This is a genomic window from Bradyrhizobium sp. WBOS08 (assembly GCF_024585125.1).
Taxonomy (GTDB): Bacteria; Pseudomonadota; Alphaproteobacteria; order Rhizobiales; family Xanthobacteraceae; genus Bradyrhizobium; species Bradyrhizobium japonicum_B.
In genome coordinates this window covers 1,243,764-1,266,469 of record NZ_CP028988.1, presented here as the reverse complement: position 1 = coordinate 1,266,469, position 22,706 = coordinate 1,243,764, and the positions used below count along the sequence as shown (strand labels likewise).

Below are 22,706 nucleotides of genomic sequence, written 5' to 3'. Positions count from 1 at the left end.
ACGGTCCCCAGAATTGCGGTCTCGTCCTGGAAAAGGCCTGGGACCGCGAAAGGTTCGGTGCCATACGATTGCGGAATGATGACGGCGACCGCGATCAAGCGCGTCGAGCTTCGGTCGGACAAGGACGTCGGGGTTGCTCGGCTATTTCGGCGGTTGCAGCCCGGGGGATTTGACCCAGTCGTGCAGATGATTTGCCATTTCGGCCTGGCGCGCCTTCTTGAGCAGGGCGTCCCGTTTAGGGCCAGGCGGCAGCTTCGCAGCGTCGTCCTTGACCTGCTTGACCCAGGCGGTGAGCCGGTCCTGCAGGGTCAGCTGCTGCTTGAAACGTCGTCGCTTGAACAAGGCGCGCTCCTGTCCGCGCGAGGAAGGCGGGAGCGCGATCGGCGTTCTCGTCACCGATAATTGCCACGATCCGAGCGGTGATGGCCCCATTAGGGAGCAGCGATGGAGCGGCGTCTGTTCACTTGTGCGCACAGGGCGGGATTGAGGGGAGGGTTGCCAACAATCCGGGACTGTCCAACGGACAGCGCCCAAATCCGCAAAAGAACATATTGCGAACCTAGAACAAATAGGGTACATTGCTTTTATCGCCGCGCCGCCTCGCAACTGTTTGTCCCTCACGCGAATCCTCGCCATAAGGAGCACGACCCAATGTCCGCCACTGCCCTGCGTATCGTCGAAGGATCTTCCATGGACAAGAGTAAAGCTCTGGCCGCCGCGCTCTCGCAGATCGAGCGCCAGTTCGGCAAGGGCTCGGTGATGAAGCTCGGCAAGAACGACCGGTCCATGGACATCGAGGCGGTGTCGTCGGGCTCGCTCGGGCTCGATATCGCGCTCGGCATCGGCGGCCTGCCCAAGGGGCGCATCGTCGAGATCTACGGGCCGGAATCCTCGGGCAAGACCACGCTGGCGCTGCATACGGTGGCGGAAGCACAGAAGAAGGGCGGCATCTGCGCCTTCATCGATGCCGAGCACGCGCTCGACCCGGTCTATGCCCGCAAGCTCGGCGTCAACATCGACGAGCTGCTGATCTCGCAGCCCGACACCGGCGAGCAGGCGCTGGAGATCTGCGACACGCTGGTGCGCTCCGGCGCGGTGGACGTGATGGTGATCGATTCGGTCGCGGCGCTGGTGCCGAAGGCCGAGCTCGAGGGCGAGATGGGCGATGCCCTGCCGGGCCTGCAGGCCCGCCTGATGAGCCAGGCGCTGCGCAAGCTCACGGCCTCGATCAACAAGTCCAACACCATGGTGATCTTCATCAACCAGATCCGCATGAAGATCGGTGTGATGTACGGCTCGCCCGAGACCACCACCGGCGGGAACGCGTTGAAATTCTACGCCTCCGTCCGCCTCGACATCCGCCGCATCGGCGCGATCAAGGAGCGCGACGAGGTGGTCGGCAACACCACGCGCGTCAAGGTGGTCAAGAACAAGCTGGCGCCCCCCTTCAAGCAGGTCGAGTTCGACATCATGTACGGCGAGGGTGTCTCCAAGATGGGCGAGATCCTCGATCTCGGCGTCAAGGCCGGCATCGTCGAGAAATCCGGCGCCTGGTTCTCCTATGACAGCCAGCGCCTCGGTCAGGGCCGCGAGAACTCGAAAGCGTTCCTGAAGGCCAACCCCGACATCACCGCCAAGATCGAGACCGCGATCCGCCAGAACTCCGGCCTGATCGCCGAGCAGATCCTGGCCGGCACGCCCGAGCGCGACGCCGACGGCGAGGAGCCGGCGGACGAGTAAGTCTTAACGCGAAAGTTTTTCGCGAGGAGCGGGCGCTGAGGACGTTGAGTTGCCGACGTCGTCAGCGCCCGTTTCGTTTATGTGTGCGTTGATCAGGTGGTGTGATGAAGCGGCTGATCTTGACCGGCTGGGGCGGCGGCAGGGAGCTTGCTCGATCGGGCTTGGCCGAGATCGTCATCCCGTTCCATTTTCAATTTGAGTGGGGGCCGCTCCCGCGGGCGGAAAAGCTCTCGGCTTATTTGGCTGCCTACGCCGCCGATCTTGGCCCGGCCGAACACTGGTCGGATTGGGTCCGCTGGCCAAAGGGCACCAAGGGCCGCAAATCATCGCTGGCCGAGTTTTGCGAGCGGTATGACGAGATCGAACTCTGGTTCGCGGCCACGCCCCGCGACCAGCTGCAACTGGTCTGGTTGCTCGATCACCTCGGCAACTATCCTGCGCTCGCGCAGAGGTTCGCGGTCCGATTGCTGGCCTCCGATCTGATGTTCAGTCCCGACTATAATTTCGCTGAGGCCGAGCCTGATATTAATGTCATGGACGTTGGCGCGGAGGAGTTCGAGATCGGCAAATCGGCGTGGTCCGCCTACTGCGCGCCGACTCCTGAAGCTTGCATCGATCTCCTTCGCCGTGATCTCAGTGCCTTGCTGATGCTGCGGCCCGCCTTGCTCGACCTGCTGGCAGAGCTCCCGTCTCCTTTGACGGGACTCGGTGCGACCGAGATGCGATTCCTTGAGATGCTTGCCTGGTATGCGAACACGAATCCGTTGTTCCATCTACGCTCGCTACGGCGCACAGATGTGTTCGGCGAGATCGAACTGGGATATTTGATCGAAGGCCTCGCACTCGGCCCAAAGCCCGCAGTGGCCGGTCTGGGCGAAGAACTTCGTACGATCGACCTGCAAAATTTGCGAGCTCGGCACCAGGTCTACCTGCGCAGCCGCCTCTCGCTGACCGAGTTCGGAAAGGCTGTCCTGGCCCATCAGGAAGACTTCAGCCGACACAACCCGATCGATCGCTGGTGGGGCGGCACGCATCTGACCAATGATCGACTGTGGCGCTACGGCGCCGTCCTGACGAAGCCGTGAGGATCCCGCATGGCGCGGCTCATCGTGACGACAGATTCGGCCGTCGCCGGCGCGATACGAGGGGCCGGCCTTGGCGATCTCGTCATTGCGATCGAGCGTCGACTCGTCTGGGGAACGCTGCCGTCCGATGCGGAACGCCAGGTATTTTTCTCCCCACGTACGACTCAGCCGAACGGCCTGCACTGGCTGGACGACACGCCGGCCTGGCGCCTGGAGGGAACTGGGTTGAAGGGACGCGGACTGATTGACCTATTGTCCGAATGCGACACGGCCGAGCTGTGGATGGGACCAGAGCCGAATGCACAATTACTTCTGCTCTGGCTGCTCGATCACCTCAGCAGCAAGGATGGGGCAGCTTCCAAGCTCTCAATGCGTCACCTGGACTTTGCCGTCGGTGGTGTCGAGTCAAAGCAACTTGCGAAGCTGAACCCGCATATGGCCAAGTTGACGCAGCATCACCTTGCACTGGCCGGTCGCGCGTGGTGCGCTTATTGCGAACCCACGCCGCAGGCCTGGTTCGAGCTCCTCAAGATCGATCTGGGTTTGCTTCCGCAGCTCGAGCGCTGCGCTGTTGATGTTCTCTCAGAGCTTCCGAGCGTGACCACCGGTCTTGGAGCGACGGAGACGCGAATGCTGGAGTTGATCGCACCAGGGAATGTGCAGTCCTTCGACGTCTTCCCGGGGCATAAGCAACCCAACGAGCGGCGCGTCTTTGACTATTGGGAGGTCGGCGAGCTGCTCGATGGACTCGCGCGCTGTCCAATGCCGGCCGTAGCCGGGCTGGACGAGGGGCCATTCACGCTGGACATGCATGATGATGTCCTCCGTCACGCACGGTACAAGCAGTCCCAATTGTCCCTTACGGACTTGGGACAGGCGGTGCTGGCCAGGGCGGAGGATTTTCGCCGTCACAACCCGATCCGCCGCTGGTGGGGCGGCACGCTTCTCACCAACGAGCGGCTCTGGCGCTGGGATCGCGAGAGCCGGATGTTGATCGCGCCTGACTGACGCGTGTTGCTCCCGCAATGCGCATCAATTTCGAGAGGAGCAATCTTGTCACATCTGATCCTGACGACCACGATCTTGCGGAAGAGGTGCTTCGCCAGTCGTGCCGGGCGAACGTCGCGCTCGGATTCTATCCGCGTTTTGTCGGGAGGAAATTGCCTTCGGACGAGCGCCTCTTGATGGGCCTGGAACGTCGATCGGCCAAGCATTGCAATCCCGGCGATCATTGGCTCGATCACGTTCGCTGCGGCTCGCTCGACGGCTTCGGCACGCGCGATATCGGTTTCTTCGAGCTGTGTGCGAAGTTCGACTCGATCGAGATATGGGCTGATCCCCGGCCCAATGATCAGCTGGTGCTGATCTGGCTGCTGAACCTGCTTCGCCCCTACAGGGAAATCGTGACCAAGCTGAGCCTTGTGCATGCGGACGACATTATTGCGAACTATGCTGCGGAGTCTGTCGCAAAATGGAAGCTGCCGAACTTCAAGGTGACCGAGAACCAATTGGTGTTGGCAAGCCGTGCCTGGCGGGCCTATCGGGCTCAAACGCCAGAGCCCTGCTTCGATCTGCTGATGACGGATCTGACGATCCTGCCGAGACTTCGATCGGCGCTGATAGCAGTGCTCGAAGAGCTTCCGGACAGCGTGACGGGACTCGGTGCCACTGAAATGGATTTGTTGGATTATGTGAATGACGGGGAAACCGACCCGCGGATCGTCTGCAATGGCAGATTGATTCGCGACGTACTCGGCGAAAACGACGCGCGCGACGCTTTGCTCGAACTGGGGGGACATCCGACGCCGGCGCTCGTGTTGGGAGATCCGGCGTTCACCAACGAGGACCGTTACTTCTGCAGGAGTGAGTGGAAGCTCACGCTCACTGAACTCGGGCGTTCGCTTCTGGCCCGCGAAGACGACATGTGGCGCCACAACCGGATTTATCGCTGGTGGGGCGGGACTGAGCTGACCAATGAGCGGTTGTGGCGCTGGGACCGGGAAAGTCGGTTGTTGATTGGGCCTTAGACCAGCGGCGCATTCGGTGCCGTAGGGTGGGCAAAGGCGCGCAAGCGCCGTGCCCACGATCTTGTTTACTGCATACAAAGGTGGTGGGCACGCTTGCGCTTTGCCCACCCTACGAAACCTCCGTCGCGGCTTACTCCGCGGCTTGCGCGTAATCGCTCACCGGCGGGCAGGAGCACACGAGGTTGCGGTCGCCATAGACATTGTCGACGCGGCCCACGGGGCTCCAGTACTTGTCGGTGCGCGAGGTGCCCGCGGGGAAGCAGCCTTCGCTGCGGGTATAGGCGCGCGTCCAATCATCGTCCGCGATGTCGTGCACGGTGTGCGGGGCGTGACGCAACGGCGAGGCTTCGATCTTGAAGCGGCCGGCCTCGACATCTGCGATTTCTTTTCGAATCGCGATCATGGCGTCGCAGAAGCGGTCGAGCTCGGCCTTCGATTCCGACTCGGTCGGCTCGATCATCAGCGTGCCCGGCACCGGGAAGCTCATGGTCGGCGCGTGGAAGCCGTAATCGATCAGGCGCTTGGCAATGTCGTCCACCGTAACACCAGAACTCGCCTTCAGCGGACGGGGATCGACGATGCACTCGTGGGCGACACGGCCCTTCTCGTTCTTGTAGAGCACCGGGAAGTGCGGATCGAGGCGGGCTGCGATGTAGTTGGCGTTGAGGATCGCAATCTCGGTGGCGCGCTTCAGGCCTTCGCCGCCCATCATCAGGATGTAGATGTAGGAGATGGTCAGGATCGAGGCCGAGCCGAACGGCGCGGCCGAAACCGGGCCGACCGGTGCATCCGCCTGCGTTGCCGGATGGCCCGGCAGGAACGGCGCGAGATGCGCCTTGACGCCGATCGGGCCCATGCCGGGGCCGCCGCCGCCATGCGGGATGCAGAAGGTCTTGTGCAGGTTGAGGTGGCTGACATCGGCGCCGTAATCGCCGGGTCTGGAAAGGCCGACCTGGGCGTTGAGGTTGGCGCCGTCCAGATAGACCTGGCCGCCATGGCCGTGGACGATCTCGCAGATCTCGCGGATATGCTCCTCGAACACGCCATGGGTCGAGGGATAAGTGATCATGATCGCGGCGAGATCGTTCGCATGTTTCTCCGCCTTGGCGCGGAGATCGTTGACGTCGACGTCGCCGTTCTTCTCGCAGGCGACCACCACCACGTCCATGCCGGCCATCGCGGCCGACGCCGGATTGGTGCCGTGGGCGGAGGAGGGGATCAGGCAGATCTTGCGGTGGCTCTCTCCGCGTGACGCATGATAGCCGCGGATCGCGAGCAGGCCGGCATATTCGCCTTGCGCGCCCGAGTTCGGCTGCAACGAGATCGCGTCATAGCCGGTGATGTCGCACAGCCATTTTTCCAGCCGCGCGAACAGCGCGTGATAGCCGCTCGCCTGCTCGCGCGGCACGAACGGGTGCAGCGTCGCGAATTCCGGCCAGGTCAGCGGCATCATCTCGGTGGTCGCGTTCAGCTTCATGGTGCAGGATCCCAGCGGGATCATGGCGCGGTCGAGTGCGAGGTCGCGATCTGAGAGCTTGCGCATGTAGCGCAGCATCTCGGTCTCGGAGCGATGCGCGTGGAACACCGGATGGGTGAGGAACACGGTGGAGCGCTTCAAATCGTCCGGCAGCGCCTCGCGCGTCTCGGCATCGATCTCGGTATAGGCAAGCGTGCCGCCGAAGGCGCGCCAGACCGCTTCGACCGTCGCCGGCGTCGTGGTCTCGTCGAGCGCAATGCGAAGAGCCGTTTCGCCGACGCCGAGATTGATCTTCTCGGCGGCCGCGCGCGCGACGATCTCGGCACGCCTGGCGCCGGCATCGACGCTGAGCGTATCGAAGAAGGTCTCCGATCGCGGCGCAAAGCCGAGCTTGCGCAGGCCGCTCGCCAGCACCGCGGTGCGGCGATGCACGTTGCGCGCGATCTGGATGAGGCCCTCGGGGCCGTGATAGACCGCATACATCGAGGCGATCACGGCAAGCAGCACCTGCGCGGTGCAGATATTGGAGGTCGCCTTCTCGCGGCGGATGTGCTGCTCGCGGGTCTGCAGCGCGAGGCGATAGGCCGGCGCCCCGCGCGAATCCACGGAGAGGCCGACGATGCGGCCGGGCAGCGAGCGCTTCAGCGCATCGCGCACTGCCATATAGGCCGCGTGCGGTCCGCCATAGCCCATCGGCACGCCAAAGCGCTGCGCCGAGCCGATCGCGATGTCGGCCCCGAGCTCGCCGGGCGAGGCGATCAGCGTCAGCGCCAGCAGGTCGGCGGCGAGAATCGCGAGCGCGCCCTTGGCCTTCAGCGCCGATATCGCGGGTCTGAGGTCGCGCAATGCGCCCGAGGAGCCCGGATATTGCAGCAGCGCGCCGACCACGTCCGCCTTGTCGAGATCGGTGAGGGGATCGCCGACGATCAGGCTCCAGCCCAGCGGCTCGGCGCGGGTGCGCATCACCGCCAGCGTCTGCGGATGCACGTCCTTGTCGACGAAGAAGGCCTTTGCCTTGACCTGCGAGTGCCGCTCCGCCAGCGCCATGGCTTCGGCGGCGGCGGTCGCTTCGTCGAGCAGCGAGGCGTTGGCGACATCGAGCCCGGTAAGGTCGCAGATCATGGTCTGGAAGTTGAGCAGCGCTTCCAGCCGGCCCTGGCTGATCTCCGGCTGGTAGGGCGTGTACGCCGTGTACCAGGCCGGGTTCTCCAGAATGTTGCGCTGGATCACCGCGGGCAGGATGGTGCCGGAATAGCCTTGGCCGATCAGCGAGGTGAAGACCTGGTTCTGTCGCGCCAGCTCGGTCATGTGCGCGATCGCCTCGGTCTCGCTCAGCGGCTTGCCGAGATCGAGCGGGGCGGCCTGCCGGATCGACGCCGGCAGCGTCTCCGCCATCAGCGCATCGACGCTTCTAGCGCCGACGGCCTCCAACATGGCGGTGACGTCGCGCGCCGAGGGGCCGATATGGCGGCGAACGAAACTGGCGGCTGTGTCGCCGTTGCTCTTGCGGTGCGCGGTCATCATGGGTCCTCGCTATGAGTTGTTGTCATCGCCCGCGAAAGCGGGCGATCCAGTACGCCGCGGCTTCTCGGCTCCAGCCGAACCGCCTGCGTTTACTGGATGCCCCGCCTTCGCGGGGCATGACAGTGAGTATGTTGAGATGGCTCGGCTCATAATCTCACGCCGTGTGGGCCTTGTAGGCGGCTTCATCCATGAGGCCGCCGAGCTCGCTCTTGTCGGCGATCCTGATCTTGAAGAACCAGGCCTTGCCCTGCGCGTCCGAGTTCACCAGCGTCGGCTCGGCGGCGAGCTCGGCATTGGTCTCGAGCACTTCACCCGTAACAGGCGCGTAGACGTCGGAGGCGGCCTTGACGGACTCGACGACGGCGGCGGCCTCGGCCTTCTTCAAGCTCCGGCCGACCTTCGGCAATTCGACGAACACAACGTCGCCAAGTTGCTGCTGGGCATAGTCGGTGATGCCGACGGTGGCGACATCGCCGTCGATCGCCAGCCATTCGTGGTCGGAGGTGTACAGCGTCGTGGTCATTGTTGATTTCCTGAAGCGGTGGGGTTCGGCTGAAAGCCGCGGGCTCGGTTCACCTCTCCCGGAGGGAGAGGTCGGATCGCATCGCCAGATGCGATCCGGGTGAGGGGGTCTGGTGCCACTGAGTGCCGCGGCCCCTCACCCGGATTGCGCTGGACGATGCTCCGCATCGCCAGACGCAATCCGACCTCTCCCCTGCGGGGAGAGGTGACGTCGGGGCCACTACCTGAGCTCAATTTCATCATGCGCTAACGCTTGTAGGTGTTCTTGACGAAGGGCATGGCGGCGACGGCGAGCGGCAGTCGCTGGCCGCGCACCTCGGCGAACAGCTTGGTGCCGAGCGCGCTCAGTTTGGTCGGCACGTAGCCCATCGCGACCGGCGCATTCAGGCTTGGGCCGAAGCCGCCCGAAGTGACTTGTCCGATCGGCTCGCCGGCATTGGCGTCGGCAAACAGCAGCGCGCCCTCGCGCACCGGCGCGCGGCCCTCGGCCCGCAGGCCGACGCGGCGACGGGGCGCGCCGTTGTCGAAATGCGCGAGGATCTTGTCTGCGCCGGGAAAGCCGCCGGCGCGCGCGCCGCCGCTGCGACGGCTCTTTTGCACCGACCATTCCAGGGCGGCCTCGACCGGCGTGGTCGCGGTGTCGATGTCGTGGCCGTAGAGGCAGAGGCCGGCCTCCAGCCGCAGGCTGTCGCGGGCCCCGAGGCCGATCGGCAGCACGTCCGGATTGTCCAGCAGCGTCCTGGCAAGGCGTTCGGCATCGCCTGATGGAACCGAGATCTCGAACCCGTCCTCGCCGGTGTAGCCGGAGCGCGAGACGAAGCACTTGATGCCGGCGATCTCATGCGGTCCGGAATCCATGAACTTCATGGACGGCGCAGCTGCACACAGTTTCGCCAGCACCGCTTCGGCCTTCGGGCCCTGCAGCGCGAGCAGCGCGCGGTCGGCGAGGGGATCGACGACGCAGTCGCCCGAGAGATGCGCGCGCAGATGCGCCTCGTCCTCCGCCTTGCAGGCGGCGTTGACGACCAGGAACAGGTGATCGCCGAAATTGGCGACCATGAGATCGTCGAGGATGCCGCCATCGGCATTGGTGAACTGGGCATAACGCTGGCGTCCCGGCGCGATCGCCACGATGTCCTGCGGCACCAGCCGCTCCAGCGCGCGGGCGGCGTCCTCGATCCTCCCCGACTTCGGCCGGATCGCGATCTGGCCCATATGGGAGACGTCGAACAGGCCGGCTGCGCTGCGGGTATGGAGGTGCTCTTTCAGCACGCCCGCGGCATATTGCACGGGCATGTCATAGCCCGCGAACGGCACCATCTTGCCGCCCAGGGAGACATGAAGCCCATGAAGGGGCGTCCGTTTCAGGGAGTCTTGGTCGTGCGCTAGCATCATGGGGGCCCTCGGCGGTTCCCCGGGGACGATTCCCCTGAGGACACCAGTCGAAGCCCCATCTGTCGCTGTGCCTGAGAGTATTATCCCGTCGGCGGACGCAGTCCGGGTCTAGACCCGTCGGCGCCTCTTTCCAGATGCTGTCAAAGCCACGCGGTCCTTTTGCCTGAGAGTTTCCGGGGCGGTTGCTCCTTCGGCGCCGGCTGCCTAAAGCCGGTCTCTCCCGACGTGGCCGTACGATACAGATGGGTACAGACCACAGGCCAGCCAAGCCTGTCAACGCGTCCGCGCGCCCAATCAACGGGATTGCAACGGAATTGAGCGGCTGCGGCAACCCTCTGATCTGCCTGCACAGTTTCTGGACAGGAAAGCTGGCCTTGTCTAAAAGCGCTTTGGCCCGCAGATATCAGCCTTAACGTTACGGTTTGGATGGCGAGAAGCGGGTCCTAAAGCGCGATGAAAGCATCGCGTTTTGGCTCTTTGTTTGAGCATGATCTTTTCGGAAAACCGCTTCGCACTTTTCCGGATCATGCTCTAGCACACCCGATTGGATGAACATGAGCGGCGTCAACGAGATCAGGTCGACCTTTCTGAACTTCTTTGCCGAGAACGGCCACGAGATCGTGGCGTCCTCGCCCCTCGTGCCGCGCAACGACCCGACGTTGATGTTCACCAATGCCGGCATGGTGCAGTTCAAGAACGTTTTCACCGGCGTCGAGAAGCGGCCGTACCAGCGCGCCACCACCTCGCAGAAATGCGTGCGCGCCGGCGGCAAGCACAACGACCTCGACAATGTCGGCTACACCGCGCGCCATCTCACCTTCTTCGAGATGCTCGGCAACTTCTCCTTCGGCGACTACTTCAAGGAGCGGGCGATCGAGCTCGCCTGGAAGCTGATCACCGGGGAGTTCGGGCTCAACAAGGACAAGCTGCTCGTCACCGTCTACCACACCGATGACGAGGCAGCGGGCCTGTGGAAGAAGATCGCCGGATTCTCCGACGACCGCATCATCCGCATCCCGACCTCGGACAATTTCTGGGCGATGGGCGACACCGGCCCGTGCGGCCCATGCTCGGAGATCTTCATCGACCGCGGCGAGCACATCTGGGGCGGGCCTCCGGGCTCGCCGGAAGAGGACGGCGACCGCTTCCTCGAATTCTGGAATCTCGTGTTCATGCAATATGAGCAGGTGACGAAGGAGGAGCGCGTGGGCTTGCCGCGTCCCTCGATCGACACCGGCATGGGCCTGGAGCGCATGGCCTGCATCCTCCAGGGCGTCGAGAGCGTGTTCGAGACCGACCTGTTCCGCCACCTGATCGACGCGACCGCGTCCGCGCTCGGCAGCGGGCCGAACGAGCAGAATGTCGCCTCGTTCCGCGTCATCGCCGACCACTTGCGCTCCTCCGCCTTCCTGGTCTCGGACGGCGTGCTGCCCTCGAACGAGGGCCGCGGCTATGTGCTGCGCCGGATCATGCGCCGTGCGATGCGCCATGCGCAGCTGCTGGGCGCCAAGGAGCCGCTGATGCATCGCCTGGTCTGGGCGCTGGTGCGTGAGATGGGCCAGGCCTATCCCGATCTGATGCGCGCGGAGAATCTGATCGAGGAGACGCTGCGGCTGGAAGAAACCCGCTTCCGCAAGACGCTGTCGCGCGGTTTGGCGATTCTGGACGAGAAGAGCGCGTCCCTGAAAAAGGGCGACATGTTCGACGGCGACGTCGCCTTCACGCTGTACGACACCTACGGCTTCCCGCTCGACCTGACGCAGGACGCGCTGAAGTCGCGCGGCATCGGCGTCGACCAGGCCGCGTTCACCGATGCGATGGAGCGTCAGAAGGCCAAGGCGCGCGAGTCCTGGAAGGGCTCGGGCGAAGCGGCATCAGAGGCGATCTGGTTCCCGCTGCGCGAGAAGCTCGGCGCCACCGAATTCCTGGGCTACGAGACCGAGCGCGCCGAGGGCGTGGTGTCGGCGCTGGTCAAGGACGGCACTGAGGTCACCAGCCTGAAGGCCGGCGACCTAGGGGCGATCGTGCTGAACCAGACGCCGTTCTACGCGGAGTCAGGCGGCCAGGTCGGCGACACCGGCGTGCTGACGGGCGAGGGCGGCATCAAGTTCCGCGTCACCGACACGCAGAAGAAGCTCGGCGATTTCTTCGTCCACATCGGCACGGTGGAGAGTGGCGAAGTGAAGCTCGGCACCGCGCTGCAGCTCGAGGTCGATCATAGCAGGCGCTCCTCGATCCGCGCGCATCATTCGGCGACGCATCTCATCCACGAGGCGCTGCGCCAGGTGCTCGGCGATCACATCGCCCAGCGCGGCTCGATGGTCGCGCCCGACCGCCTGCGCTTCGACTTCGTGCATCCGAAGCCGATCACGGCGGAGGAGCTCGCCCGTGTCGAGGACATCGCCAACGAGGTGGTGCTGGAGAACGACGAGGTCACCACGCGCGTGATGGGCGTCGACGAGGCCCGCGAAGCGGGGGCCCGCGCGCTGTTCGGCGAGAAATATGGCGACGAGGTCCGCGTCGTCTCGATGGGCAGGACGGCGCGCGAGCGCGGCGCCAACGCGCTCGGATGGTCGGTCGAGCTGTGCGGCGGCACGCATGTCAGGCGCACCGGCGACATCGGCCTGATCACGGTGACGAGCGAGAGCGCGGTGGCGTCCGGCGTGCGCCGCATCGAGGCGCTGACCGGCAATTACGCGCGCAGGCATGCCAACGACACCATGGCGCTGGCGAAGACCGCGGCGAACGAGCTGCGGACCTCGCTCGACGACGTTCCGGCGCGCATCGCTGCGCTGATGGAGGAGCGCAAGAAGCTCGAGCGCGAGCTCTCCGACGCGCGCAAGAAGCTGGCGATGGGCGGCGGCGCCTCCGCCGGCAGCAATGGCGCGGCTTCGGCCGTGCGCGAGGTCGGCGACGTCAAGCTGATGGCGCGCGCGGTCGAGGGCATCGAGATGAAGGATCTCAAGAGCCTCGCCGACGACGGCAAGAAGCAGATCGGCTCCGGCGTCGTCGCCATCGTCGGCGTCACCGAGGACGGCAAGGCCGGAATCGTGGTTGGCGTCACGCAAGACCTCACTGCGCGCTTCAACGCCGTGAACCTCGTCCGCATTGCCTCCGAGGCGCTCGGCGGCAAGGGCGGCGGCGGCCGGCCCGACATGGCGCAGGCCGGCGGCCCCGACGGCGCCAAGGCGACCGAGGCATTGGCTGCGATCGAAAAAGCGATGGCAGGCGCTTAAGTCGCGATGTCCTCCGTTCCGCGAGGACGTGGGCTTCGCGATCCCAACGTGAGGGATCGCCTCTACGAATTGCTGGAGCACGACCCGCTGGCTTATTCGGCCGGGTCGCGCTTCATCCAGCTCATCATCGGCCTCATCGTGCTCAATGTGGCTGCGATGATCCTGGCCTCGGTGCCAGAGCTCGACGCGCAGTTCGGCGCGCTGTTCGCGGGCATCACCATCCTCTCGGTGATCGTGTTCGCGCTGGAATATGCCGCGCGGCTGTGGACGGTGGCCGGCCACACCCAGCGCAAGGCCTCGGCGCTGTCCGACCGGCTCGGCTATGCCTTCTCGGCGCTCGGCCTCATCGACCTCATGGCGTTCCTGCCTGCGGCCATCGTGCTGGCCACCGGCGAGCACCCGACGCTGGCGGCGCTCGGCGTGCTGCCCTTCTTCAAGCTGATCCGCTATTCCCCGGCGATGCGCTCGCTGCTCGCCGCCGTGCATGCCGAGCGGCGGGCGCTGATCGGCTGCATCGTCATCCTGATCGGCGCAGTCCTGACCTTCGCCTCGCTACTCTACGCCATCGAACGCGACGTGCAGCCGGACAAACTCGGCACCATCCCGCAGGCGATGTGGTGGGCGATCGTGACGCTCGGCACCGTCGGCTATGGCGACGTCGTGCCGGTGACGCCACTCGGCAAGCTGATCTCCACGTTCGCCATCGTCAGCGGCTTTGCCATGATCGCGCTGCCGGTCGCGATCATCTCCACCGCATTCGCCGAAGAGGTGAAGCGGCGCGACTTCGTCGTCACCTGGGGCATGCTGGCGCGGGTGCCGCTGTTCTCGCATCTGTCGGCGGCGGAGATCGCCGACATCATGCGGCTGCTCCGCGCACGCACCATTGAGCAGGGCGAGGTCCTGGTGCGGCGGGGCGATGCGGCCTCGTCGATGTATTTCATCGCCGCCGGCGAGGTCGAGATCGCGCTGCCGAGCCAGCATGTGCGCCTGAGCGACGGCACTTTCTTCGGCGAGATCGCGCTATTGCACAAGACCAAGCGCAGCGGCACGGTGACGGCGACCCGCAAGACGCGTCTCCTCGTGCTCGACGCCCAGGATTTCCACGCCCTGATCGCGCGTATGCCGACGCTCGCCGACCACGTCCACACCACCGCCAAGGCGAGGCTCGCCGACACCGGCGACCTCGCGCTGGCGGAGCTGGCGCAGGCGGAGGAGGAAGGCACGGGCCGCTGACTGAGCGGCCTGAAAAGCAAACGGGCCGCGCTTTGGCGCGGCCCGCGATGATGTCCGGCCCTTAGGGGCGGAATTGCCGGCGGCTTAAGCCAATTCTTTGCCGAGGTTCTCGGCGACCTTGTCGAGGAAGCCGGTGGTCGAGAGCCAGCGCTGGTCGGCGCCGACCAGCAGCGCGAGGTCCTTGGTCATGTAGCCGGCCTCGACGGTGTCGACGCAGACCTTCTCCAGCGTGTTGGCGAACTTCGCCAGCTCGGCATTGTTGTCGAGCTTGGCGCGGTGGGCGAGGCCTCGCGTCCAGGCGAAGATCGAGGCGATGGAGTTGGTCGAGGTCTCCTTGCCCTTCTGGTGCTCGCGATAGTGGCGGGTCACCGTGCCGTGGGCGGCTTCCGCTTCCACCGTCTTGCCATCGGGGGTGAGCAGCACCGAGGTCATCAAGCCGAGCGAGCCGTAGCCCTGCGCGACCGTGTCGGACTGCACGTCGCCGTCGTAGTTCTTGCAGGCCCAGACATAGCCGCCGGACCATTTCAGCGCCGAGGCCACCATGTCGTCGATCAGGCGGTGCTCGTAGGTCAGGCCCTTGGCGTCGAACTCCTTCTTGAACTCCCGGTCGAAGATATCCTGGAAGATGTCCTTGAAGCGGCCGTCATAGACCTTCAGAATCGTGTTCTTGGTCGACAGGTAGACCGGGTAGCCGCGCAGCAGGCCGTAGTTGAAGGAGGCGCGGGCGAAATCGACGATGGAATCGTCGAGATTGTACATCTCCATGGCGACGCCGGCGCCGGGGGCCTTGAACACTTCCTTCTCGATCACGGTGCCGTCCTCGCCGACGAACTTCATCGAGAGGGTGCCCTTGCCCGGGAACTTGATGTCGGTGGCGCGGTACTGGTCGCCATAGGCGTGGCGGCCGATGATGATCGGCTTGGTCCAGCCGGGAACCAGGCGCGGCACGTTCTTGCAGATGATCGGCTCGCGGAAGATCACGCCGCCGAGGATGTTGCGGATGGTGCCGTTGGGCGACTTCCACATCTGCTTGAGGTTGAACTCCTTCACCCGGGCTTCATCGGGGGTGATGGTGGCGCACTTGACGCCGACACCGACCTTTTTGATGGCCTCGGCCGCGTCGATGGTGACCTGATCGTTGGTGTGGTCGCGGTATTCCATGCCCAGGTCGAAATAGAGCAGCTCGACATCCAGGAACGGGTTGATCAGCTTGTCCTTGATGTACTGCCAGATGATCCGGGTCATCTCGTCGCCATCGAGCTCGACGACGGGATTGGATACCTTGATTTTTGCCATGATCGGGGAAGCCCTCTTGGGAACGGCACCATCGGCGCCAACGTGAATATCCGCCGCCTCTTAGCACCTGATAGCACCGGGCGAAAGCCGCGGGATTATGCACTTTTAGCCGATCCAGCCCCCACGGATGGGGAGCAAGGTCGGGCCGCGCCGGACCGGCAGGGACAAGGTTTCAGGCGAGATTCAAAAGTCGAATCCAACCCGTTATTTCCCTTGAGAATTTCGTCAGGACAGGCAAACGACGGGCGGACACCCCGGCCGGCCCAACGCGAGCCTGAAAGGCCGGCATGAATCAATTCCTGAGAGCGCCTTGCCAAGGCCTTGAGAGTGAAAGCGAAGCGAGATGTCGGGGACTGACAAGAGCAAGGCGGGACTTTCCCTCGACGGTCCCATCGTGATCCTGGTCGAGCCGCAGCTCGGCGAGAACATCGGCATGGCCGCGCGCGCCATGGGCAATTTCGCCCTGAGCCGCTTGCGCATCGTCAACCCCAGGGACGGCTGGCCCAACATTGCCGCCCAGCGCGCCGCCGCCGGCGCCGACCACATTCTGGAGAAGGTCGAATTGTTCGGCACGGTGGAAGAGGCGGTCGCCGACCTCGACCTCCTGTTCGCCACCACCGCGCGCCCGCACGACCAGGCCAAGCCCGTGGTCGGGCCGGAAGCGGCAGCCGCCGAAATATCCGGGCACATCGCCACGGGGGGCAAGGCCGGTATCCTGTTCGGCCGGGAGCGCTGGGGGCTGACCAACGAGGAGGTCGGGCTCTCCAACCGCATCATCACCTTCCCGGTCAATCCGGGCTTCGCCTCGCTCAACCTCGCCCAGGCCGTGCTGCTGGTCGGCTATGAATGGTTCAAGCGGATCACCTCGGGCGAGCTGCCGCACGCCATGCCAGAGCGCTCCGAGCGCGCCTCGCAGCACCAGATGCAGGCCTTCTTCGACAACCTCGTGCGCGAGCTCGACAAGGTGGAATTTTTGCGACCGGCCGAGAAGCGCGACACCATGCTGGTCAACCTGCGCAACATCTTCACCCGGATGGAGCCGACCAAGCAGGACATGCATACCCTGCACGGCGTGGTGATGGCGATCGCCGAGGGGCGCAAAGGCCCGGCCAAGGGCGGCGTGCTCGACGGCGAGCAGGCGACGCGCCTGCGCGCGCTTCTCGCCGAGCACGGGCAGGGCGGCGGCGTCCCCGACAGCGGCTCGACGGTGCGCGGCCTCGCCCGCCTGCTCCGCCGCAATCCGACCGACGCCGAGCGCCTGCTCTGGCAGGCCCTGACTCGCGACCGCCGCTTCGCAGGTGGGTTCAAGCGCCAGACCCCGGTCGGGCGGCACATCCCGGACTTCGTCTCGTTCCCGCACCGGATCGCGATCGAGCTGGTCAACCCGGGCGAGGGCGAGGCGATCGCGGCGGACCGCGCGGGCCGACGGACGTGGCTCGAGGCGCGGGATTATCGCGTGCTCGACGTTCGGGCAGTGGATGTGGAGCGCGATCTGGAGACAGAGCTGGTGCGGCTGCAGGGGATGATGGAGCGGGATGCTTAGATTTCGCGCCGGTCTCGCAGGCTGGGCAAAGCGAAGCGTGCCCACGAGCTTTCGCTGATCATCAAGAGAAGGTGGGCACGGCGCTGTGCGCCTTTGCCCACCCTACGGCACTTCGTTCTGGTCGGCGTCGAATGATGTCAACGTTGAAACACAACCTTGCCGCCCACGAGCGTCATGTCCGCCTTGATGTCCTTGATCTGCTCCTCAGGCACGGCCGTGTAGTCGGCGGAGAGCACCACCATGTCCGCAAGCTTTCCGGGCTCAAGGGTGCCTTTGCGCGTTTCCTCGAACGTATAGCGCGACGCGGCGCTGGTGTAGAGCCGCAGGGCCTGCTCGCGCGTAATCGCCTCTGCCGAGCCATAGACGTTTCCGCTGGGATCCTTCCGGGTCACCATGACGTACATGTTGAGGAAGGGGTTGATCGGGTTGACCGGAAAATCCGTGCCGGCGCCGAGACTGTCGAGCCCCATCTTTTCGATCAATGTCCTGGTCGGCACGGCGCGGTCAGCGGTCGCTTTCCCGAGAAACCGTTCGACGGTTGCTGCCTTGTCCCACATGAAGGCATTCTGGAAATCGACACGGGCCCCCAGCTTTTGCGCACGCTCCATCTGTTCTGGCCGGATCAGGCTGGCGTGTATGAGAACGAAGCGGCGGTCGCGGATGGATTTTTCCTTGTCCACGGCCTCGAACGCATCGAGGACCTGGTCGATACCGAGGTCACCCACAACGTGGACGCCGACCCGCCAATCATATCGGTTGCAGATGGAGACGAGTTGCTTCAGCCGCTCGGGCGTCTGCTGGGCCACGCCGTGATAGTTGTCGTGTGAATCGGGATACACCTCGCGCATGAGCGCCGTCTTCAGCGTCATGCCTCCGTCGTAGAAGATCTTGATGCCGGCGAACTTCAGCCAATCGTCGCCAAAACCCGAAGAGGCGCCATTGCCTGACATGATGGCTTCCCATGCGGTCAGCTCGGCCGGTGGCTCAGGCCGAAACATCACGCCGGTGCGCAGCGTGGCCTTCCCGGCTGCGACAAGCTTCTGCAGCGTACGGATGTCGCGTGGTTCTGTCGCGCCTTCGATCACGCTCGTGATGCCGAAGCTGTTGAGGAAGCCTTGGGCAATGGTGAATTGCCGCATTTCGTCGTCTTCCGTCCAGGGCGGGACGGCCTTCTCGACCCGGTCGATCGCCGTCTCCACGAGCAGGCCGGTCAATTCACCGGCCGCGTCGCGCTCAAACTTGCCCCCACTCGGGTCCTCGGTGGTCTTGTCGACGCCAACCCGCTGGAAAGCCATGGTGTTCGCCATCGAGAAATGCCCGACGGTGCGAAGATAGACGGGATTGTTGGGAGCGACGCTGTCGATCTCCTGCCTCGTCAGATAGCGCTTCTCGGCCAGTTGTGACGGCGGATGCCAGGCACCACCGACGATCCACTCGCCCGGCTTTTTCTTCGCCGCGAATGCCTTGATGGCTGCGAGCGCTTCGTCGACCGTCTTGGCTCGGCCCATGATGACGACATAGTCGGCGAGCCCGGCGGCCTTGAAGTGAGTGTGGGTATCGATCAATCCCGGGATGACGGTCTTGCCGGCTAGATCGAGCACGCGGGTCCGGGAGCCCGCTAGCGCCTTCATCGCGGCGCTGCTTCCCGTTGCGAGGATCTTCCCATCTGCGACGGTCACGGCCTCGGTGATCGTCGATTGGGCGTCGAGCGTCAGAACCTTTCCATTGATGAGGACGAGGTCAGGTGCGTTAAGCTCCGGCTGCTGCGCCACGACATTTGCGATGCTAGCGATCCACATGCTCGTGGCAGCGATCGCAGATGCCGTGAACTTGCGAACCATGACGTCCCCCTTTGAATCTTGTTGTTGCTGGACGAAGATTTTCAACGGTATCTTTGATCGAAGAGCGGTTCAACGCTTCTCAGGCCGCACAGCGTCCACATGATGGGCAAAGTGGGTCGCGCTTTGTGTCAGCCTCCTGGGTGGGCAAAGCGTAGGCGTGCCCAGGTTCGTTAACAAAGGGAGAGAGATGGTGGGCACGGCGCTTTGCGCCTTTGCCCACCCTACGAAATAACGGCGAGATCAAACCGTTTCCAGCTGATCCGCCGCGCGCTTCTTCTTCGCTTTCGTCTGCCCGAGCAGGGGACCTGCCGTCAGTGCCGCCGTATCGGCGACGCCCGGGTCGCGCGAGATCATCGCCGCGACGATGGCGCCGTCGATCAGGAGGCCGAGCTGGTGCGCGAGCACGGCGGGCTCGCTCGAGCCGAGCTCGCCAGCGAGCTTCTCGATGTGGCCGAGCACGATCTTCTTGTGCTTCAGCGCGATGTTGCGAAACTGTTTGGCGTCCTTGTCGTGTTCGCCGACTGCGTTGATGAAGGGGCAGCCGTAGAAGCGCTCTTCGGCGAACCAGCTCTTCAGCGCCGGGAAGATGCGCGTCAGCTTGGCCTGCGCGTCGCCGCCGCCTTGCTCCATGGCGGCGATGAACCATTCGCGCCATTGCTTGCCTTCGCTTTCCAGCACCGCGTTGACGAGATTGGTCTTGGAGCCGAACAATTTGTAGAGCGTGGTCTTCGCGGTGCCGGCCTCCTCGATGATCGCATCGATGCCGGTGGCGTTGATTCCGTTCTTGCAGAACAGATGTGACGCGGCGCTGAGCAGGCGCCCGCGTGCGGATTCGTCGTCGCCGGTGGCGGCGTGGGGCGAGGTCTTCTTCGATGACGTCTTTGCCATAAGCTGCAACTTAATCGCAGCTGCATCACATCAGCAAGCCGCATCTGGTTGGCGCTGAAAAGATTCGCATCCGCTCGCGCATCTGCTCCGCCTTTGAGCAGGAGGGGGCCGATCGATCCACCGGCAGCGACGCTAAGCGGCTCCAATGCTTCGCTTTTCGCTTTTGGGCCGGTTCTGGCACGCTCCATGCAAGAAAACAGACCGTTCGGTATCCTGCCGATTTCCACTTCTGCCAGGGAGAAGACGATGACTGCGGTCGTTCAGAAGACAGTGCTGACGGGGTGCCTCGCGCCCATCGACAAGAATGGGCTCGAGCAGCTGATCGCCAACGGCAAGGCGAATCCGAAGGTGGTCAAGACCTTGAAGTGCAAGACGGTCGCGGAAGGAAAATTCCGTCACGCCAACTACATCCGCAATCTGCCGCCCTACATCGTCGACGAGCCGCCGGGGCTGCTCGGCGACGACACCGCGCCCAATCCGTCGGAAGCCTCGCTCGCCGCGCTCGGCTCCTGCCTCGCCGTCGGCCTGCACGCCAACGCCGTGCACCGCGGCTGGATCGTCAACAAGCTCGAGCTCGAGCTCGAAGGCGACCTCAACATCACCGCGGTCTGGGGCACCGGCGACACCTCGGACAAGCCGGTCGGCTTCACCGACGTGCGCGTCAAGGTCGACATGGAATGCGAGGGCATCGCGAAGGATGAGATCAACGCGCTGGTCGCGCATGTGAAGAAATGGTCGCCGGTCGCCAACACCTTCACCCGGCCGGTCAATCTCGAGGTCGGCATCTAGCAGGCGGCAACCAGGACAAGGTGCGGGAGACGATCATGGGTTCACTGGCTTTATCGCGGGTCGACGTTCTGGATCAGCCCGCACCGTCCATTGCAGGCGAGGTGGCGCGGATCGCGCGGGATCAGCTCGCTCCGCTCGCCGCCGGCATCGACGACGGTTCGGTTTATCCGGCCGACGTGCTGCGCAAGTTCGGCGAGGTCGGCGCCTGGGGCACTCACGTGCCCCACGAAGGTCCCGCCGATCTGCGCTGCGCCATCCAGACGATGGCGGCGATCGGCGAGGTCTGCGGCGCCACCGCCTTCATGGCCTGGTGCCAGGATACGCTGGTCTGGTACGCCGCCAACTCGACCAATATGAAACTGGCGAAACGCTTCGGCGATGCGTTCTCGACCGGCCGGGTGCTCGGCGGCACCGGGCTTTCCAACCCGATGAAGAGCTTCTTCGGCATCGAGAAGCTCAAGCTGAAGGGGCGCAAGGTCGAGGGCGGCTATATCGTGCGCGGCGCGCTGCCCTGGGTCTCCAATCTCGGCCCGGACCATTATTTCGGCACCATCTTCGAGCGTGAGGACGACGCTGGCGGCGCAGGCGGCGAGCCCGGCACCGTGATGTTCCTGGCCGATTGCTCGGACCCAGCGATCACGCTGACGCCGTGCAAACCGTTCCTCGCCATGGATGGCACCGGCACTTATGGCGTGCAGTTTCGCGACGTCTTCGTGCCGGACGAGCTGATCCTTGCCGATCCCGCCGGGCCCTTCGTCAAGAAGATCCGCGCCGGTTTCATCCTGCTGCAGGCCGGCATGGCGCTCGGCCTCATCAAGGACTGCATCAACATCATGGGCGAGGTTGATGGCCCCCTCGGTCATATCAACCGTTATCTGCCGCAGCAGCCGGTGCATTTCGGCGATCTCGCCGCCGAGATCGAGGCCGAGACCATGGCGCTGGCGCGCGACCCCTACAACGAGGAGGAGACCTACTGGCGCAAGGTGATCGCGCTGCGCTTGCGCGCCGGCGAAGCCAGCGTCGCGGCGGCGCATGCGGCGATGCTGCATTGTGGCGCGCGTGGCTATTTGAAGGGCCATCGCGCGCAGCGGCGGCTGCGCGAGGCCTATTTCATCGCGATCGTCACCCCGGCCACCAAGCAGCTGCGCAAGATGCTCGCCGATTCCTGAGCTCACGAGTCCACCCCAGAAGACCACTTAACCTCAACGGAGAGGCTGCCAATGACGGACGTTCTGATCTCTGCCAGCGAACTTGCCGATCTCTTGAAGACGGAGCCGTGTGTCGTGATCGACACCCGCAATCCCGATGCCTATGCCGCCGGGCACCTGCCGGGCGCCGTGAACGTGCACGAGATCTTCACGTTTCTTGCGACCTCGACGCCCGAGGGCATCAGCGAGCTGAAGACCAAATTCGCCGACGCCTTCGGTGCCGCCGGCCTCTCCGGCAAGGAGACGGCCGTGATCTACGAGCAGTCGATGAATTCCGGCTTCGGCCAGTCCTGCCGCGGCTATTATTTGCTCACCATGCTCGGCTATCCCAAGGTCAAGGTGCTGCATGGCGGCTTCGATGCCTGGGCGGCCGCGGGCCTTCCGGTCACGAAGGACGTGCCGGCGCCGGCGAAGGCCTCGTTCGCGATCGTGCCCGAGGCCGGCGACATCCTGATCGACGCCAAGACCATGCTTTCAGCCGTCGGCAAGCCCGGCATCGCCATCCTCGACGTGCGCGACGTCGACGAGTGGATCGGCGACAGCTCGTCTCCGTACGGCAAGGATTTCTGCCCGCGCAAGGGCCGCATCCCCGGTGCGGTGTGGCTGGAATGGTACCGCATGATGAAGCCGACCGCCGAGGGCCCGCGCTTCAAGTCCAAGGACGAGATTCTCGCGGAATGCGCCACGGTCGGCATCACGCCGAGCACACCGGTGTACCTGTACTGCTTCAAGGGGGCGCGCGCCTCGAACACCTTCCTGGCGCTGAAGAACGCCGGCGTGAAGGACGTGCGGATGTATTTCGGCTCCTGGAACGAATGGTCGCGCGATCCGTCGCTGCCGATCGAGCAGGGCTTGCCGGTGGCTGCCCAGGTAACAGGCAAGGCGGCATAGAACCTGCATGT

The 22,706-nt window shown here is 64.5% G+C and carries 17 protein-coding genes and 1 riboswitch; of the genes, 10 read left to right on the top strand and 7 right to left on the bottom strand.

Annotation, left to right across the window (positions count from 1 at the left end; translation table 11 throughout):
* Positions 1 to 141: 141 nt before the first annotated feature.
* Positions 142 to 342: a hypothetical protein gene (locus tag DCM80_RS06165; protein ID WP_257196187.1), complete on the bottom strand. Its 201-nt coding sequence runs from the start codon at positions 340 to 342 to the stop codon at positions 142 to 144.
* A 309-nt stretch (positions 343 to 651) separates the two neighbouring features.
* On the opposite strand from DCM80_RS06165, the gene recA reads away from it, so the two are divergent.
* From recA to DCM80_RS06145, 4 genes are all read left to right on the top strand, one after another.
* Positions 652 to 1,740, top strand: a complete 1,089-nt coding sequence (gene recA, locus DCM80_RS06160) for a recombinase RecA (RefSeq protein WP_061882979.1) — start codon at positions 652 to 654, stop codon at positions 1,738 to 1,740.
* 104 nt (positions 1,741 to 1,844) lie between these two features.
* On the top strand, positions 1,845 to 2,825 hold the full coding sequence (locus tag DCM80_RS06155) for a hypothetical protein (protein WP_257196186.1): 981 nt from the start codon (positions 1,845 to 1,847) through the stop codon (positions 2,823 to 2,825).
* A gap of 9 nt (positions 2,826 to 2,834) precedes the next feature.
* Entirely contained in the window at positions 2,835 to 3,833 is a 999-nt protein-coding gene (locus DCM80_RS06150; protein ID WP_257196185.1) for a hypothetical protein, read from the top strand.
* A gap of 17 nt (positions 3,834 to 3,850) precedes the next feature.
* Positions 3,851 to 4,852, top strand: coding sequence for a hypothetical protein (locus tag DCM80_RS06145; protein WP_257196184.1), 1,002 nt, complete (start codon positions 3,851 to 3,853; stop codon positions 4,850 to 4,852).
* A 130-nt stretch (positions 4,853 to 4,982) separates the two neighbouring features.
* On the opposite strand, the gene gcvP is transcribed toward DCM80_RS06145, so the two are convergent.
* The 3 genes from gcvP to gcvT form a co-directional block, all read right to left on the bottom strand.
* The gene (gene gcvP / locus DCM80_RS06140) at positions 4,983 to 7,850 is read right to left on the bottom strand and encodes an aminomethyl-transferring glycine dehydrogenase (protein ID WP_257197877.1); all 2,868 of its coding nucleotides are present in this window, start codon (positions 7,848 to 7,850) and stop codon (positions 4,983 to 4,985) included.
* Positions 7,851 to 8,007: 157 nt separating this feature from the next.
* A complete protein-coding gene (gene gcvH / locus DCM80_RS06135; RefSeq protein ID WP_257196183.1) occupies positions 8,008 to 8,376 on the bottom strand; it encodes a glycine cleavage system protein GcvH in 369 nt (122 codons plus the stop codon).
* Between the two features lie 245 nt (positions 8,377 to 8,621).
* Complete coding sequence (gene gcvT, locus DCM80_RS06130) at positions 8,622 to 9,770, bottom strand: glycine cleavage system aminomethyltransferase GcvT (RefSeq protein ID WP_257196182.1); 1,149 nt, start codon at positions 9,768 to 9,770, stop codon at positions 8,622 to 8,624.
* A gap of 142 nt (positions 9,771 to 9,912) precedes the next feature.
* A riboswitch (glycine riboswitch) is annotated at positions 9,913 to 10,003 on the bottom strand.
* 321 nt (positions 10,004 to 10,324) lie between these two features.
* On the opposite strand from gcvT, the gene alaS reads away from it, so the two are divergent.
* Together alaS and DCM80_RS06120 are read left to right on the top strand one after the other, a co-directional pair.
* A complete protein-coding gene (alaS, locus tag DCM80_RS06125) occupies positions 10,325 to 13,006 on the top strand; it encodes an alanine--tRNA ligase (protein ID WP_257196181.1) in 2,682 nt (893 codons plus the stop codon).
* A gap of 6 nt (positions 13,007 to 13,012) precedes the next feature.
* Positions 13,013 to 14,239 (top strand): cyclic nucleotide-gated ion channel, encoded by a 1,227-nt coding sequence (locus DCM80_RS06120; RefSeq protein ID WP_257196180.1) that lies wholly within the window; start codon positions 13,013 to 13,015, stop codon positions 14,237 to 14,239.
* A gap of 84 nt (positions 14,240 to 14,323) precedes the next feature.
* Here the strand turns inward: DCM80_RS06120 and DCM80_RS06115 are convergent, their stop codons facing one another.
* Positions 14,324 to 15,535 (bottom strand): NADP-dependent isocitrate dehydrogenase, encoded by a 1,212-nt coding sequence (locus DCM80_RS06115; RefSeq protein ID WP_028137384.1) that lies wholly within the window; start codon positions 15,533 to 15,535, stop codon positions 14,324 to 14,326.
* Positions 15,536 to 15,878: 343 nt separating this feature from the next.
* Here DCM80_RS06115 and DCM80_RS06110 point away from each other — a divergent pair, with 343 nt between their 5' ends.
* Positions 15,879 to 17,078, top strand: coding sequence for a TrmJ/YjtD family RNA methyltransferase (locus DCM80_RS06110; protein WP_257196179.1), 1,200 nt, complete (start codon positions 15,879 to 15,881; stop codon positions 17,076 to 17,078).
* 137 nt (positions 17,079 to 17,215) lie between these two features.
* Here DCM80_RS06110 and DCM80_RS06105 read toward each other — a convergent pair whose 3' ends face one another.
* Both DCM80_RS06105 and DCM80_RS06100 read right to left on the bottom strand, forming a co-directional pair.
* Complete coding sequence (locus DCM80_RS06105) at positions 17,216 to 18,919, bottom strand: amidohydrolase (RefSeq protein ID WP_257197876.1); 1,704 nt, start codon at positions 18,917 to 18,919, stop codon at positions 17,216 to 17,218.
* A gap of 240 nt (positions 18,920 to 19,159) precedes the next feature.
* Positions 19,160 to 19,807, bottom strand: a complete 648-nt coding sequence (locus DCM80_RS06100) for a TetR/AcrR family transcriptional regulator (RefSeq protein WP_257196178.1) — start codon at positions 19,805 to 19,807, stop codon at positions 19,160 to 19,162.
* Between the two features lie 246 nt (positions 19,808 to 20,053).
* On the opposite strand from DCM80_RS06100, the gene DCM80_RS06095 reads away from it, so the two are divergent.
* Genes DCM80_RS06095 through DCM80_RS06085 form a run of 3 tightly spaced genes read left to right on the top strand, consistent with a single transcriptional unit; the run spans position 20,054 to position 22,695 of the window.
* A complete protein-coding gene (locus DCM80_RS06095) occupies positions 20,054 to 20,596 on the top strand; it encodes an OsmC family protein (protein ID WP_257196177.1) in 543 nt (180 codons plus the stop codon).
* Positions 20,597 to 20,631: 35 nt separating this feature from the next.
* A complete protein-coding gene (locus DCM80_RS06090; RefSeq protein WP_257196176.1) occupies positions 20,632 to 21,765 on the top strand; it encodes an acyl-CoA dehydrogenase family protein in 1,134 nt (377 codons plus the stop codon).
* A gap of 51 nt (positions 21,766 to 21,816) precedes the next feature.
* Positions 21,817 to 22,695: a sulfurtransferase gene (locus tag DCM80_RS06085; RefSeq protein WP_257196175.1), complete on the top strand. Its 879-nt coding sequence runs from the start codon at positions 21,817 to 21,819 to the stop codon at positions 22,693 to 22,695.
* The last annotated feature ends 11 nt before the right edge of the window (positions 22,696 to 22,706 follow it).

Bases quoted from the DNA above. Each gene is read 5' to 3' on its own strand.
- recA (WP_061882979.1), top strand. From the start codon at position 652: ATGTCCGCCACTGCCCTGCGTATCGTCGAAGGATCTTCCATGGACAAG.
- DCM80_RS06155 (WP_257196186.1), top strand. From the start codon at position 1,845: ATGAAGCGGCTGATCTTGACCGGCTGGGGCGGCGGCAGGGAGCTTGCT.
- DCM80_RS06150 (WP_257196185.1), top strand. From the start codon at position 2,835: ATGGCGCGGCTCATCGTGACGACAGATTCGGCCGTCGCCGGCGCGATA.
- DCM80_RS06145 (WP_257196184.1), top strand. From the start codon at position 3,851: ATGCGCATCAATTTCGAGAGGAGCAATCTTGTCACATCTGATCCTGAC.
- gcvP (WP_257197877.1), bottom strand. From the start codon at position 7,850: ATGACCGCGCACCGCAAGAGCAACGGCGACACAGCCGCCAGTTTCGTT.
- gcvH (WP_257196183.1), bottom strand. From the start codon at position 8,376: ATGACCACGACGCTGTACACCTCCGACCACGAATGGCTGGCGATCGAC.
- gcvT (WP_257196182.1), bottom strand. From the start codon at position 9,770: ATGATGCTAGCGCACGACCAAGACTCCCTGAAACGGACGCCCCTTCAT.
- alaS (WP_257196181.1), top strand. From the start codon at position 10,325: ATGAGCGGCGTCAACGAGATCAGGTCGACCTTTCTGAACTTCTTTGCC.
- DCM80_RS06120 (WP_257196180.1), top strand. From the start codon at position 13,013: ATGTCCTCCGTTCCGCGAGGACGTGGGCTTCGCGATCCCAACGTGAGG.
- DCM80_RS06115 (WP_028137384.1), bottom strand. From the start codon at position 15,535: ATGGCAAAAATCAAGGTATCCAATCCCGTCGTCGAGCTCGATGGCGAC.
- DCM80_RS06110 (WP_257196179.1), top strand. From the start codon at position 15,879: ATGTCGGGGACTGACAAGAGCAAGGCGGGACTTTCCCTCGACGGTCCC.
- DCM80_RS06105 (WP_257197876.1), bottom strand. From the start codon at position 18,919: ATGGTTCGCAAGTTCACGGCATCTGCGATCGCTGCCACGAGCATGTGG.
- DCM80_RS06100 (WP_257196178.1), bottom strand. From the start codon at position 19,807: ATGGCAAAGACGTCATCGAAGAAGACCTCGCCCCACGCCGCCACCGGC.
- DCM80_RS06095 (WP_257196177.1), top strand. From the start codon at position 20,054: ATGACTGCGGTCGTTCAGAAGACAGTGCTGACGGGGTGCCTCGCGCCC.
- DCM80_RS06090 (WP_257196176.1), top strand. From the start codon at position 20,632: ATGGGTTCACTGGCTTTATCGCGGGTCGACGTTCTGGATCAGCCCGCA.
- DCM80_RS06085 (WP_257196175.1), top strand. From the start codon at position 21,817: ATGACGGACGTTCTGATCTCTGCCAGCGAACTTGCCGATCTCTTGAAG.